This is a genomic window from Natrononativus sp. DTA114, from assembly GCF_059736515.1.
Genome location: NZ_JCASSN010000001.1, coordinates 1,204,916 through 1,218,799, shown reverse-complemented (window position 1 = coordinate 1,218,799; position 13,884 = coordinate 1,204,916). Strand labels below are relative to the sequence as shown.

Sequence of the window (13,884 nt, the reverse complement as noted above, 5' to 3'; positions counted from 1 at the left end):
CACCAGTGACAGTACACTGACCGTTCGTAAAGTTACGATCGGAAAAGCGCCCGAGGCGGGATTTGAACCCGCGTCACAACCGTGACAGGGTTGTATGATAGGCCACTACACCACCCGGGCTTACTTCGCATCTCTTCGTTGCCGGGTCGGAGTATTAAGGCTTTCCAATCGATCGTCCTGTGGTAGGACGCACCTGCCCACGGTTCCGGCCGTTTCGACCGTTTCCGTGTCAGTGAGTCACAGTACCCACAAGGGATTTAACCGAGAACGGGGTACCTCCTGTGTGAACGGCTCCCCCGGTCAGGTTCGCCAGACCGGATAGCGGCGGCTTCGCTTCAGTTAGAAACCGTTAAATGCCTGCCGCCGATACGTCCCTGTAGTATCTCGTGACAGCCGCTTCTCTCCCGGTAGCCCACACCAACACATGGTAGACGTAAGCCAACACGAACTCGTTCCGGAGCACACCGTTCTCGAGGAAAACGTTCTCGAGGACGTGCTCTCAGAGTACGACATCGACCGCACAGACTTACCGAAGATCAAACGCAAGGACCCGGCGCTTCCCGACGAGGCGGACGTCGGCGACGTCATCAAAATCGTTCGAGACTCGCGCACGACCGATCAGGCAGTAGTATACCGACTCGTGGTGGACTAAATGGCAATAGAAACCGACCAAGACAAACGACGCGACATCTCCCGGGAGTACTTCTCGAGAGAACGACTCGCAGAGCACCACTACCGCTCGTTCAACGCCTTCCTGCTGCGGGGGATGCAGGAGGTCGTCGACGAGAAGGCGACGATCGACACGGACATCGGCGACAAGGAGGGCGAGGAACCGGTCCACGTCGAACTGGGCGACGTCCGCGTCGTGACGCCGCGGGTTCGCGAGGCCGACGGCTCCGAAGAACTGCTCTACCCACAGGAAGCGCGGCTTCGGAACATCACCTACTCCGCGCCGGTGTTCATGGAAATGAGCATCGTCAAGGGCGAGGAGGGTGACGAGCGAGTCGTCGACTCGACGGAGACGAAGATCGGCCGGATGCCGATCATGGTCGGCTCCGAGAAGTGTAACATCGCCGGCTTTTCCGACGAGGAACTCATCGAGATCGGCGAAGACCCCGCCGACCCCGGCGGCTACTTCATCGTCAACGGCTCCGAGCGCGTGCTGATGACCTCCGAGGACCTCGCGCCGAACAAGATCCTCGCGGAGTACGACACCAAGTACGGCGACGAGATCCAGGTCGCAAAGACGTTCAGCCAGCGTCGGGGCTACCGCGCGCTGGTGCTGTGTGAGCGAACCCGGAACGGGCTGCTCGAGGTCTCGTTCCCCTCGGTATCAGGCTCGATCAACTTCGTCACGCTCGTGCGTGCACTGGGGCTCGAGTCCGACGAGGAGATCGTCCACAAGGTGTCGAACGACCCCGAGGTCGTCAAGTACATGCTCGAGAACTTAGAGGAGGCCGAGGTCCAGACCGAGGAGGAGGCGATCGAAACCCTCGGAAAGCGCGTCGCCTCCGGCCAGGGCAAGAACTACCAGCTCAAGCGGGCGAACTACGTGATCGACCGGTACCTCCTGCCACACCTCCACGAGGAGGGCGTCGAGGAGGAGGACGTCCGCATCAACAAGGCACACTACCTCTGTCGGATGGCCGAGGCGTGTTTCGAACTCGCGCTGGGACGGCGCGAATCCGACGACAAGGACCACTACGCGAACAAGCGACTGAAGGTCTCGGGCGACCTGATGAAGGACCTGTTCCGGACCGCGTTGAATAAACTGGCTCGCGACGTGAAGTACCAGCTCGAGCGCGCCAACATGCGAAACCGGAACCTCTCGGTGAACACCGTCGTGCGTTCTGACGTGCTCACCGAGCGTTTAGAGCACCCGATCGCGACGGGCAACTGGGTGGGCGGCCGTTCGGGCGTCTCACAGCTCGTCGACCGTACGGATTTCATGGGGGTGCTCTCGCACTTGCGCCGGCTGCGCTCGCCGCTGTCGCGCAGCCAGCCTCACTTCGAGGCGCGTGACCTGCACGCGACCCAGTGGGGTCGCATCTGTCCCTCCGAGACGCCGGAGGGGCCGAACTGTGGACTGGTGAAGAACTTCGCCCAGGCGATGGAGCTCTCCCAGAACGTCGAGGACGAACAGGAACTCAAACGCGAACTGGCGTCGATGGGGGTCGAGGGCATTCCGGGCCTCGAGGGGACCGCTCGAACGCCGGCAGACGACTAACAATCCATGAGCAGTCAACAACGAGAAGCCAAGGTGTACGTCAACGGATCGCTGGTGGGGACACATCCGGATCCGCACGAACTGGCCGAACAGATCCGCGAAGCCCGCCGACTCGGCGACGTCAGCGAGATGGTCAACGTGTCGGTCAAAGACCGCACGCGCGAAGTGATCGTCAACGCCGACGCGGGCCGCGCCCGCAGACCGTTGCTCGTCGTCGAGGACGGCGAGCCCCGGCTCACCGGCCAGGAGATCGAGGCGTTCCAGAACGGCGACCTCGAGTTCGAGGATCTCGTCGACCACGGCTACATCGAATTTATCGACGCCGAGGAGGAAGAGGACATCTACGTTGCCGTCGACGAGGAGGAACTCGACGAGGATCACACGCACCTCGAGATCGATCCCCAGCTCATCTTCGGGATCGGTGCGGGGATGATTCCCTACCCCGAGCACAACGCCAGCCCCCGGATTACGATGGGGGCGGGGATGATCAAGCAGTCGCTGGGACTGCCGAGTGCGAACTACCGCATCCGGCCTGATACGCGCCAGCACCTGCTTCACTACCCCCAGCTCTCGATGGTCAAGACCCAGACGACCGAGCAGATCGGCTTCGACGACCGACCCGCCGCCCAGAACTTCGTCGTCGCCGTGATGAGCTACGAGGGGTTCAACATCGAGGACGCGCTGGTGATGAACAAGGCCAGCGTCGAGCGCGCGCTCGCGCGTTCGCACTTCTTCCGGACCTACGAGGGCGAGGAACGCCGGTACCCGGGCGGCCAGGAGGACCGCTTCGAGATTCCTTCCCAGGACGTCCGCGGCGCTCGCGGTGAGGAGGCGTACACCCACCTCGACGAGGACGGCCTCGTCAACCCCGAGACGACGGTCGACGAGAACTCCGTCCTGCTCGGGAAGACGAGCCCGCCCCGGTTCCTCGAGGAGCCGGACGACATGGGCGGTCTCTCGCCCCAGAAGCGCCGCGAAACCAGCGTGACGATGCGCTCGGGCGAGAGCGGCGTCGTCGACACCGTCACACTGATGGAGGGCGAGGACGGCTCGAAGCTCTCGAAAGTGTCGGTACGGGACGAGCGAATCCCCGAACTCGGGGACAAGTTCGCGTCTCGGCACGGCCAGAAGGGGGTCGTCGGTCACCTGGCGCCCCAGGAGGACATGCCGTTTACCGAGGAGGGCGTCGTGCCCGACCTCGTCGTCAACCCGCACGCGCTGCCCTCGCGGATGACCGTCGGTCACATCCTCGAGATGATCGGCGGCAAACTCGGTGCGATGGAGGGCCGTCGCGTCGACGGCACGCCGTTTTTGGGCGAGGACGAGGACGAACTGCGGGGCGGACTCGAGGAGAACGGGTTCAACTCGGCGGGCAAGGAAACCATGTACTCCGGGGTCACCGGGGAGAAGATCGAGGCCGAGATCTTCGTCGGGATCATCTTCTACCAGAAGCTCTATCACATGGTCTCGAACAAACTGCACGCCCGCTCGCGCGGGCCGGTACAGGTTCTCACCCGCCAGCCCACGGAGGGTCGCGCCCGGGAGGGTGGACTGCGTATCGGGGAGATGGAGCGCGACGTATTCATCGGTCACGGCGCGGCCATGACGCTCAAAGAACGGCTGCTCGACGAGTCCGACCGCGAGTTCATCCACGTCTGTGGCAACTGCGGGATGAGTGCGGTCGAGAACGTCGAACAGCGCCGAGTGTACTGTCCGAACTGCGAGGAGGAGACGGACATCCACGAGATCGAGATGAGCTACGCGTTCAAGCTCTTACTCGACGAGATGAAAGCGCTCGGCATCGCACCGCGACTGGAACTGGAGGACGCCGTCTAAATGATTCAATCGACACCAAAAGACATCGGATCGATCAACTTCGGGCTGATGGAGCCCGAGGAGTACCGAGAGATGAGCGCGACGAAGATCATCACCGCCGACACCTACGACGACGACGGCTTCCCCATCGACATGGGGCTGATGGACCCCCGTCTCGGCGTGATCGACCCCGGACTCGAGTGCAAGACCTGCGGCAAACACTCGGGGTCGTGTAACGGCCACTTCGGCCACATCGAACTCGCCGCGCCGGTGATCCACGTCGGGTTCACGAAGCTCATCCGGCGCCTGCTCCGGGGAACCTGCCGGGAGTGCTCGCGGTTGTTGCTCACGGAAGACGAGAAAGAGGAGTTCCGCGGCCAGATCGACAACCACCGCAAGCTGGGTCACGACCTGAACAACGTGACGAAGGCCGCAATCCGCCAGGCCCGAAAGAAGGATCGCTGTCCCCACTGCGGTGAGATCCAGTACGACATCGAACACGAGAAACCCACCACGTACTACGAGGTCCAGCAGGTGCTCTCGAGCGAGTACTCCCAGCGGATCGCGGGTGCGATGCAGGGAGACGAGGAGGCCGGCGTCGAGCGGACGACGCCCGACGAACTCGCCGCGAAGACCGAGATCGACCTCAGCCGGATCAACGAGATCCTCTCGGGGTCGTTCCGGCCGCGCGAGAGTCAACGAAAGGCGATCGAGAAGGCCCTGGACATCGACCTCACCGTCGAGGACACGAACAAACTGATGCCGAGCGACATCCGGGACTGGTTCGAGGCGATTCCGGACGAGGACATCGAGGTGCTCGGCATCAACGCCGAGCGCTCGCGTCCCGAGTGGATGATTCTCACCGTGCTTCCGGTGCCGCCGGTTACCGCACGGCCGTCGATCACGCTCGACAACGGCCAGCGCTCCGAGGACGACCTCACGCACAAGCTCGTGGACATCATCCGGATCAACCAGCGGTTCATGGAGAACCGCGAGGCGGGTGCGCCACAGCTGATCATCGAGGACCTCTGGGAGCTGCTGCAGTACCACGTGACGACGTTCATGGACAACGAGATTTCCGGGACGCCACCGGCCCGGCACCGCTCGGGCCGCCCCCTCAAGACCCTCTCCCAGCGACTCAAGGGCAAGGAGGGCCGATTCCGCGGCTCGCTGTCCGGGAAGCGCGTGAACTTCTCGGCCCGAACCGTCATCTCCCCGGACCCCACCCTCTCGCTGAACGAGGTCGGCGTTCCGGACCGCGTGGCGAAGGAGATGACCCAGACGATGCTCGTCACCGAGCGAAACGTCGAGGAGGCCAAACGCTACGTCGCGAACGGTCCGAACGGCCACCCCGGCGCGAACTACGTCCGCCGACCCGACGGTCGCCGCCTGAAGGTGACCGAGAAGAACTGCGAGGCGCTCGCGGGAGTCGGTGAGGACGCCGAGGAGTCGGAGATTCAGACGGTCGGCCCCGGTTGGGAGGTCAACCGTCACCTCATCGACGGCGACATCGTCATCTTCAACCGCCAGCCGTCGCTTCACCGGATGTCGATCATGGCTCACGAGGTCGTGGTCATGCCGTACAAGACGTTCCGACTCAACACCGTCGTCTGTCCGCCGTACAACGCCGACTTCGACGGCGACGAGATGAACATGCACGCGCTGCAGAACGAGGAGGCCCGCGCGGAGGCCCGCGTGCTGATGCGCGTCCAGGAGCAGATCCTGAGTCCGCGCTTCGGTGGGAACATCATCGGCGCCATCCAGGACCACATCAGCGGGACCTACCTGCTCACTCACGACAACCCGCGGTTCAACGAGACGCAGGCGCTCGATCTGCTTCGGGCGACCCGAATCGACGAACTGCCCGAGCCGAGCGGGATTGACGACGAGGACGAGCCGTTCTGGACCGGCCGGGACGTCTTTTCCGAACTCCTGCCCGACGACCTGAACCTCGAGTTCACCGGCACCGTCGGCGAGGACGTGATCGTTGAGGACGGCCAGCTCATCGAGGGCACCATCGCTGAGGACGAGGTCGGCGAGTTCGGCGGCGAAATCGTCGACACGATCACGAAGATGTACGGCAACACCCGCGCCCGGATCTTCATCAACGAGGTGTCGACGCTCGCGATGCGGGCGATCATGCACTTCGGGTTCTCGATCGGGATCGACGACGAGACGATCCCTGAGGAGGCCCAGTCTCGGATCGACGAGACGATCACCGACGCCAACGACCGGGTCGAGGAACTGATCGAGGCCTACGAGCGCGGCGAGCTCGAGAGTCTGCCCGGCCGAACGGTCGACGAGACCCTCGAGATGAAGATCATGCAGACGCTCTCGCGTGCGCGTGACAACGCCGGGAACATCGCCGAGGAGCACTTCACCGAGGATAACCCGGCGGTCGTCATGGCGAACTCCGGGGCGCGTGGTTCGATGCTCAACCTGACCCAGATGGCCGGCTGCGTCGGCCAGCAGGCGGTTCGGGGCGAGCGGATCAACCGCGGCTACGAGGACCGCACCCTCAGCCACTACAAGCCGAACGACCTCTCGGCGGAGGCACACGGTTTCGTCGAGAACTCCTACACGGCCGGCCTCACCCCGCGGGAGTTCTTCTTCCACGCGATGGGTGGCCGCGAGGGGCTGGTCGACACCGCAGTCCGGACCTCCAAGTCCGGCTACCTCCAGCGTCGGCTGATCAACGCGCTGTCGGAGCTCGAGGCCCAGTACGACGGCACCGTTCGGGACACGAGCGACACGATCGTCCAGTTCGAGTTCGGCGAGGACGGCACCTCGCCGGTCCAGGTCGGCTACGACGAGGAACACGACATCGACGTCGATCGAATCGCCGACCGCGTCCTCGACTCGGAGTTCGCCTCCGAGGACGAACGCGCCGAGTTCCTCGGCACCAAGCGGCGGCCAACGAACCTCTCGGAGCACGCCGACAGTCGGCGGGCCCCTTCGGGGACGGAGGTGAGCTCCGATGACTGAGGTCACCTTCGACGTCGACGACGACGTGATCGCGCTGGTCGAGGACACCGATCTCCCGCGACGGCTCAAAGACCGCGTCTACGAAACCGTCGAGTCCCGCGCGGGGATCACCACGGAGCAGGCCAACGAGATCGCACAGGCGGTCGAGAACCGCTACCTCGAGACGCGCGTCGACCCGCTCGACCCCGTCGGCACCGTCTCGGCCCAGTCGATCGGCGAACCCGGAACGCAGCTGACGATGAACACGTTCCACTACGCGGGGGTCGCGGAGATCGACGTCACCCAGGGGCTGCCGCGACTCATCGAACTGGTCGACGCCCGAAAGACGCCGGACACGCCGATGATGACGGTGTACCTCGAGGACGAGTACGCCACCGAGCGCGAGATGGCTCACGAGGTCGTCTGGAAGATCGAGGCGACCAAGATCCTCGCACTCGGTGACGTGTCGACGAACGTTGCGGATATGCGGGTACAGATCTCGCTCAACCGCGACACCCTGGAGGAGCGGATGATCACGCCCGAGGAGGTCGCCGAGATCATCGAGGACTCGCTGGGCGTGGACACCGTCCAGAACGGAACGGCCGTCGAGTTCGGACCCGAGGAGCCCTCCTATCGGGACCTGCTCCAGCTGGTCGAAGAGCTTCGTGACATCACGTTCAAGGGTATCGAGGACATCTCCCGGGTCGTCATCCGCCGAGAAGAGATGGAGGACGGCGACGAGCAGTTCGTCCTCTACACCGAGGGATCGGCGTTCGGTGACGTGCTCTCGATCGAGGGCGTCGACGCCTCCCGAACGACGTGTAACAACATCCACGAGATTCACCGCAACCTCGGTATCGAAGCCGCCCGCGAGGCGATCATCGAGGAGACGAACAACACCCTGAAAGAGCAGGGGCTGGAGAACGTCAACGTTCGTCACCTGATGCTGGTCTCGGACATGATGACCAACGAGGGGACCATCGAGTCGATCGGTCGCCACGGCATCTCGGGATCGAAGGACTCCGTCCTCGCCCGCGCGGCGTTCGAGGTGACGGTCAATCACCTGCTCAACGCCGCGATCCACGGCGAGATCGACGAACTCAACGGCGTCACCGAGAACGTCATCGTCGGCAAGCCGATCAAACTCGGCACCGGCGACGTCGACCTCCGGATGGGCTCGACCAGCCCGAAGGCCGACTAGATGGTCGTTACCCTCTCGGACGACGCCCGCCAGTACCTCGCGACTCTCGAGGAGATCACGGGGGCGACCGGCCGGGACTGCGTGATCGACGGGGATCGCCTCCTCGTCGTCGTCGCTCGAGGGGAGATGGGGGAGGCGATCGGACCGCGAGGCCAGCACGTCGAGCGATTCGAGGAGCGCGTCGGCAAGCCGGTGCGACTGATCGAACACGCCGAGACCCCCGCGGACTTCGTCGCGAACGCGTTCGCGCCAGCGGCGGTGTACAACGTCACGATCAGCGAGAACGAGGACACCGTCGCCTACGTCGAGATCGCCGAGGAGGACCGCGGTGTAGCCATCGGCACCGGTGGCCGGACGATCGACGCCGCCCGGACGCTCGCGCGGCGTCACTTCGAGATCGACGACGTGCAGTTGCTCTGAACGATGTTCCCGTTCCCGACCGACTCGGCTCGAGCGAGTGCCCTCCTGTCCTCGTCTCTCAGGGCGGCCGAGACCCGCTCGTCGTCGCTCGAGGCGTAACGTCGATCAGCGAGACGGCCTCAGATTCCTCGAGCGAGGTCGATAACCCGCTCTCGAGGCGTAATACGGAAATCGAAACGGGGCGCTTAAGTGCCTTCGTCGGATAGCGACGTGCATGGCAAACGGCAAATACGCCGCGCGCAAGCTCAAGAAGGACCGCCAGCAGCGGCGGTGGTCCGACTCCGACTACGCGCGCCGTGCACGGGGCCTTCGCGAGAAGTCCGACCCGCTCGAGGGCGCCCCGCAGGCTCGAGGTATCGTTCTGGAGAAGGTAGGCATCGAGGCAAAGCAGCCTAACTCGGCGATCCGAAAGTGCGTCCGGGTTCAGCTCATCAAGAACGGAAAGCAGGTCACCGCGTTCTGTCCCGGTGACGGTGCGATCTCCTTTATCGACGAGCACGACGAAGTCACCATCGCGGGTATCGGTGGGGCGAAGGGTCGTGCGATGGGTGACATCTCCGGCGTCAACTACAAAGTGGACAAGGTTAACGGCGTCGCGCTGCTCGAACTCGTTCGCGGTAACGCAGAGAAACCGGTGCGATAACCATGGCTGCAGAAGATCAACCCGAACCCGACGCCCCCGCCGGTGGCGGTGAGCTCACCGCGAAGCTGTTCGGCAAGTGGGACGTCTCCGAGATCGCGTACAACGACCCCTCGACGGAGCGGTATCTCGCCGTGACCCCCGTCGCCCACACCGCGGGTCGCCACGCGGGCAAGCAGTTCCAGAAGTCCGAAGTTTCGGTCGTCGAGCGCTTCATCAACCGGCTGATGCAGACCGAGGAGAACACGGGCAAGAAACAGCAGAACCTGAAACACGTCCGCGAGGCGTTCGACCTCATCCACGAGCGCACCGAGGAGAACCCGGCTCAGGTGCTCGTCACGGCCGTCGAGAACGCCGCGCCCCGCGAGGAGACCGTCCGCCTGAAGTACGGCGGAATCTCGGTCCCTAAAGCGGTCGACGTCGCCCCGCAGCGCCGGGTCGACCAGGCGCTGAAGTTCATCGCCGACGGCGTCCAGAGCGCATCGTTCAAGACGCCGACCTCCGTCCCCGAGGCCATCGCCAACCAGCTCACCGGCGCGGCCAACTACGACGTCAGCACCTACGCGATCAGCCAGAAAGAGGAGAAAGAGCGCGTCGCGGCCGCCGCCCGCTAACGGGATTTCCGTTTTTTCGCTCCCCTGTTTCGTTCCTCGAGCGATGGCGCTCACTCGCTGGCGGCACCGATCGGACGGCCGCTGGACGAACCGTCAGTCGGCTGCCTGCTGCCCCGAGCCGACGTACGCTCGCGTCGCATCTACGAGCACCTGCCGGTAGGAACTCGAGTCGGGCTCCCGGGAGAGCTCTCGGAACCGCTCGCGAAAGCCCTCGAAGTCGACGCCGGGGGCGTCCTCGCTGGCGGCGTGGGCGAGGTCGTACAGCCGGTGGTCGGCCTCGAGTAAGTCGTGGCGTTCGGCGAGTGCGAGCGCGAAGGCGGCGTTGACGGCCGTGATTTCGGGATCCGCACTCGGCGAGATGCGAGTGAAATCCGGACCGGGCGGCGTTCCCGGCCGATCTGCGAGCGCGGTCGCGAGCGAGGACTCGAGGAACGACAGCAGCTTCTCGCCGGGACCCACCGCGAGGGTGATGTCGTCGGCGTATATGTCCTTCATGTGATTTGCGATCTGGTAGCAGTGGGCGAGTTTGCGGCGTTCGACGGTCTTTCCGGCCAGCGCAAGGTAGAGCACCTCCTCGGTCGACTGGGTGTGTGAGGGGTGGCTCTCCTCGTGGCGGGCCATATGGGCGAACTCGTGGAGGGCGAGTTCGCGGGCGAGGGCGCTCGAGGCGGCTTGCCTCGAGATGTTCAGGACGTGGCGGTCGTCGTAGTGGGCGGCCCAGGTTCGTTCGTCCGGATCGGTCCTGAGGCGGACGTGGACGGGCAGCGAGAGGTCGTGTTCGGTTTCGAAGAGGTCCCGGGCCCCGAGAAAGGGCGCGGTCGGGCCCGGTCCCTGTACGCGGAGATCCATGTGTACCCGTATCAGGGTTTGCGGCGGTATGGCTCTTGCGCCCGTCTGTGCTGGGGTGCGGTGAGTTGTTTGGGCTATCACCGGTGGCTGCGGTGCGTGGCATTCACTCACGTAAAATTGACTTTCACCGGTCAGACGCGGTGTTCGCCGGGTTTCCGGCCGCGGCGAAACACCGTCGCACCTTTCAGGCGCGACGAGCTTCGCACCCGGCGAAATGACGTCGCCGGATGCGAAACACTACCCTTTTGACCCCGCTACCGATAGTAGGGGGTATATGGGCCGACGCAAGAAAATCGTCCAAGAGTGTGAACGGCTGATGGACGAACCGGAGAACATCCGGAACATCGCCATCGCCGCTCACGTCGATCACGGCAAAACGACACTTTCTGACAACCTCCTCGCTGGTGCGGGCATGATCTCCGACGAGACTGCCGGCGAACAGCTCGCGATGGACACCGAGGAAGACGAGCAGGAACGTGGGATCACCATCGACGCGGCGAACGTCTCGATGACCCACGAGTACGAGGACACGAACCACCTCATCAACCTCATCGACACGCCGGGCCACGTCGACTTCGGTGGCGACGTCACCCGTGCGATGCGTGCCGTCGACGGTGCGCTCGTCGTCGTCGACGCCGTCGAGGGAGCGATGCCCCAGACCGAGACGGTCCTCCGGCAGGCGCTCCGCGAGGGTGTCAAGCCCGCGCTGTTCATCAACAAGGTCGACCGCCTCATCAGTGAACTGCAGGAAGGGCCACAGGAGATGCAGGAGCGTCTCCTGAAGGTCATCGGCGACGTCAACGAACTCATCGAGGGGATGACCCAGGATATGGACGACGTCGACGACTGGACGGTCTCCGTCGAGGACGGCACCGTCGGCTTCGGGTCGGCGCTGTACAAGTGGGGTGTCTCGATGCCCTCGATGCAGCGCACCGGGATGGACTTCGGCGACATCATCGAACTCGAGCAGAACGACAAGCGCCAGGAGCTCCACGAGCGCACGCCCCTGTCGGACGTCGTTCTCGACATGGTCTGTGAGCACTTCCCGAACCCGCTCAACGCCCAGCCCCGTCGTATCCCGCGCATCTGGCGCGGCGACGACGAGTCCGAACTCGCCGAGACGATGCGTCTGGTCGACGAATCCGGCGAGGTCGTCTTCATGGTCACCGACATCGGGATGGACCCACACGCCGGCGAGATCGCCTCCGGCCGCGTCTTCTCGGGCACCCTCGAGAAGGGCCAGGAGCTGTACGTCTCCGGCACCGCCGGGAAGAACCGCGTTCAGTCCGTCGGCATCTACATGGGCGGCGAGCGCGAGGAAGTCGAGAACGTTCCCGCCGGGAACATCGCCGCGGTCACCGGTCTTCGCGACGCCATCGCCGGCTCGACCGTTTCGAGCATCGAGATGACGCCGTTCGAGTCGATCGAACACATCTCCGAGCCCGTGATCACCAAGAGCGTCGAGGCCCAGACGATGGACGACCTGCCGAAGCTCATCGAGACGCTGCGCCAGGTCTCCAAGGAGGACCCGACGATCCAGATCACGATCAACGAGGACACCGGCGAGCACCTCATTTCGGGGCAGGGTGAGCTTCACCTCGAAGTCATCACCCAGCGTATCGAGAAGAACCAGAAGATCCCGGTCAACACCGGTGAGCCGATCGTCGTCTACCGCGAGGCGGTCCAGCGCGCAAGCGACACGGTCGAGGGTATCTCGCCCAACCGCCACAACCGCTTCTACATCTCCGCGGAGCCGCTCTCCGAGGAGATCGTCGAGACGCTCAAGCTGGGCGAGGCGACGATGGACATGCCCGAGCAGGAGCGCCGCGAGGCCCTGCAGGACGCCGGCATGGACAAGGATGACTCCCAGGTCGTCGAGCATATCCACGGCACCAACATCCTGCTCGACGAGACGAAGGGTATCCAGCACCTGAACGAGACGATGGAGCTGTTCATCGAGGGGCTCGAGGAGGCCCTCGACAACGGCCCGCTCGCCAACGAGCCGGTCCAGGGAACGCTCATCCGCCTGCACGACGCCAAGCTCCACGAGGACACCATCCACCGTGGTCCGGCGCAGGTGATCCCCGCGACGCGGGAGGCCGTCCACAAGTCGCTGATCGACGGCCACATCAAGCTGCTCGAGCCGATGCAGGACTGTCGTATCGACGTGCCCAACGACCACATGGGCGCCGCCTCCGGCGAGATTCAGGGTCGCCGTGGCCGCGTCGACGACATGTACCAGGAGGGTGACCTCATGGTCGTCGAGGGTATCGCACCCGTCGAGGAGATGATCGGCTTCGCGAGCGACATCCGCTCCGCCACCGAGGGCCGTGCCTCCTGGAACACGGAGAACGCCGGCTTCGAGGTCATGTCCGACTCGCTGCAGACCGAGGAGATCATGAACATCCGCGAGCGCAAGGGAATGAAGCTCGAACTGCCGCCGTCGATCAACTACATCTAACGACTCACTCCCTCTTTCCGTTTTCTCGTCGTTTAGCGACGGCGCTGTTGGACGCTGGCTCGGTTTCGGGAGCGGCCCCGCTCGGTGGGGCGGCATTTGCATCGCGAAGTGGCTCCTGTCAGAACTTCTTACGGTGCGATCGACGGAACCTCGAGAAGCGGAAGTGATGTCGTCAGACGGGTCTACGCGTTTGTCGGCTGTTATCTGCCGAGTTTCTCCCGACTGATGCCGACGCCGGTCGGGGTGATGATGATCTGGTCGTCACCCTTGAGGACGATGTCGCCGTCGACTTCCTTTGCGACCTGGCGGAGTTCGTCGACGATGTGTTCGGTCGTGCTGTCTTTCGTGCGCAGACGGGTGATGTCCGCGATGACGATATCGCCATCGTAGACGGCGTCTTTGATGTCGATCGCGGCGGCTTGTCCGTCTATCTGGGCGGTATGGACGTTCATGCCGGCCTCCCCGGTCGATTGGGCGACGTCGTCCAGGTCGAGTTCGACGTACTCCTCCGTGCTCCGTGACCCGCCGCCACCGATGATCTTGTTCATCAATCCCATAGGGGAAAGCCACCGTCGCCGCCGGTATAGTTCTTGCGTCAGACGGCGCGATGGGGGCCCACCATCGATGGTGACACTCGGCTAATCACCGTAGGCCATCATACATTAGAACAGCCATATGTGTTTTCTATTGGTA

11 protein-coding genes and 1 tRNA gene are annotated in these 13,884 nt (G+C 64.0%); 9 read left to right on the top strand and 3 right to left on the bottom strand.

The window, feature by feature from the left end; all coding sequences use genetic code 11:
- Positions 1 to 47: 47 nt before the first annotated feature.
- Positions 48 to 120, bottom strand: a tRNA-Asp gene (locus AC6I6S_RS06285).
- 304 nt (positions 121 to 424) lie between these two features.
- Between AC6I6S_RS06285 and AC6I6S_RS06280 the strand changes: the two genes are divergently transcribed.
- The 8 genes from AC6I6S_RS06280 (at position 425) to AC6I6S_RS06245 (ending at position 9,881) form a co-directional block, all read left to right on the top strand.
- Positions 425 to 652, top strand: coding sequence for a DNA-directed RNA polymerase subunit H (locus AC6I6S_RS06280; RefSeq protein ID WP_497948879.1), 228 nt, complete (start codon positions 425 to 427; stop codon positions 650 to 652).
- A complete protein-coding gene (locus AC6I6S_RS06275) occupies positions 653 to 2,227 on the top strand; it encodes a DNA-directed RNA polymerase subunit B'' (RefSeq protein ID WP_497948878.1) in 1,575 nt (524 codons plus the stop codon).
- A gap of 6 nt (positions 2,228 to 2,233) precedes the next feature.
- Positions 2,234 to 4,063 carry a DNA-directed RNA polymerase subunit B gene (rpoB, locus tag AC6I6S_RS06270; protein ID WP_497948877.1) on the top strand — a complete coding sequence of 610 codons (1,830 nt, stop codon included), beginning with the start codon at positions 2,234 to 2,236 and terminating at the stop codon, positions 4,061 to 4,063.
- Positions 4,064 to 7,027, top strand: coding sequence for a DNA-directed RNA polymerase subunit A' (locus AC6I6S_RS06265; protein ID WP_497948876.1), 2,964 nt, complete (start codon positions 4,064 to 4,066; stop codon positions 7,025 to 7,027).
- Entirely contained in the window at positions 7,020 to 8,207 is a 1,188-nt protein-coding gene (gene rpoA2, locus AC6I6S_RS06260) for a DNA-directed RNA polymerase subunit A'' (protein WP_497948875.1), read from the top strand. Before AC6I6S_RS06265 ends, rpoA2 begins: the two co-directional genes overlap by 8 nt.
- Positions 8,208 to 8,627: a NusA-like transcription termination signal-binding factor gene (locus AC6I6S_RS06255; protein WP_497948874.1), complete on the top strand. Its 420-nt coding sequence runs from the start codon at positions 8,208 to 8,210 to the stop codon at positions 8,625 to 8,627.
- A gap of 214 nt (positions 8,628 to 8,841) precedes the next feature.
- Positions 8,842 to 9,270, top strand: a complete 429-nt coding sequence (locus tag AC6I6S_RS06250) for a 30S ribosomal protein S12 (RefSeq protein WP_497948873.1) — start codon at positions 8,842 to 8,844, stop codon at positions 9,268 to 9,270.
- Between the two features lie 2 nt (positions 9,271 to 9,272).
- Positions 9,273 to 9,881 (top strand): 30S ribosomal protein S7, encoded by a 609-nt coding sequence (locus AC6I6S_RS06245; RefSeq protein ID WP_497948872.1) that lies wholly within the window; start codon positions 9,273 to 9,275, stop codon positions 9,879 to 9,881.
- Positions 9,882 to 9,974: 93 nt separating this feature from the next.
- On the opposite strand, the gene AC6I6S_RS06240 is transcribed toward AC6I6S_RS06245, so the two are convergent.
- Positions 9,975 to 10,730, bottom strand: a complete 756-nt coding sequence (locus AC6I6S_RS06240) for a DUF5781 family protein (RefSeq protein ID WP_497948871.1) — start codon at positions 10,728 to 10,730, stop codon at positions 9,975 to 9,977.
- A gap of 274 nt (positions 10,731 to 11,004) precedes the next feature.
- Here AC6I6S_RS06240 and AC6I6S_RS06235 point away from each other — a divergent pair, with 274 nt between their 5' ends.
- Entirely contained in the window at positions 11,005 to 13,191 is a 2,187-nt protein-coding gene (locus tag AC6I6S_RS06235) for an elongation factor EF-2 (RefSeq protein ID WP_497948870.1), read from the top strand.
- 200 nt (positions 13,192 to 13,391) lie between these two features.
- Here AC6I6S_RS06235 and AC6I6S_RS06230 read toward each other — a convergent pair whose 3' ends face one another.
- Complete coding sequence (locus AC6I6S_RS06230) at positions 13,392 to 13,748, bottom strand: cell division protein SepF (RefSeq protein WP_497948869.1); 357 nt, start codon at positions 13,746 to 13,748, stop codon at positions 13,392 to 13,394.
- Between the last annotated feature and the right edge of the window lie 136 nt (positions 13,749 to 13,884).

What these genes read in the sequence shown, in the direction of transcription:
- AC6I6S_RS06230 (WP_497948869.1), bottom strand. Translation starts at nt 13,748, where the DNA reads ATGGGATTGATGAACAAGATCATCGGTGGCGGCGGGTCACGGAGCACG.
- AC6I6S_RS06240 (WP_497948871.1), bottom strand. Translation starts at nt 10,730, where the DNA reads ATGGATCTCCGCGTACAGGGACCGGGCCCGACCGCGCCCTTTCTCGGG.
- AC6I6S_RS06265 (WP_497948876.1), top strand. Translation starts at nt 4,064, where the DNA reads ATGATTCAATCGACACCAAAAGACATCGGATCGATCAACTTCGGGCTG.
- AC6I6S_RS06280 (WP_497948879.1), top strand. Translation starts at nt 425, where the DNA reads ATGGTAGACGTAAGCCAACACGAACTCGTTCCGGAGCACACCGTTCTC.
- AC6I6S_RS06275 (WP_497948878.1), top strand. Translation starts at nt 653, where the DNA reads ATGGCAATAGAAACCGACCAAGACAAACGACGCGACATCTCCCGGGAG.
- AC6I6S_RS06250 (WP_497948873.1), top strand. Translation starts at nt 8,842, where the DNA reads ATGGCAAACGGCAAATACGCCGCGCGCAAGCTCAAGAAGGACCGCCAG.
- rpoA2 (WP_497948875.1), top strand. Translation starts at nt 7,020, where the DNA reads ATGACTGAGGTCACCTTCGACGTCGACGACGACGTGATCGCGCTGGTC.
- rpoB (WP_497948877.1), top strand. Translation starts at nt 2,234, where the DNA reads ATGAGCAGTCAACAACGAGAAGCCAAGGTGTACGTCAACGGATCGCTG.
- AC6I6S_RS06255 (WP_497948874.1), top strand. Translation starts at nt 8,208, where the DNA reads ATGGTCGTTACCCTCTCGGACGACGCCCGCCAGTACCTCGCGACTCTC.
- AC6I6S_RS06245 (WP_497948872.1), top strand. Translation starts at nt 9,273, where the DNA reads ATGGCTGCAGAAGATCAACCCGAACCCGACGCCCCCGCCGGTGGCGGT.
- AC6I6S_RS06235 (WP_497948870.1), top strand. Translation starts at nt 11,005, where the DNA reads ATGGGCCGACGCAAGAAAATCGTCCAAGAGTGTGAACGGCTGATGGAC.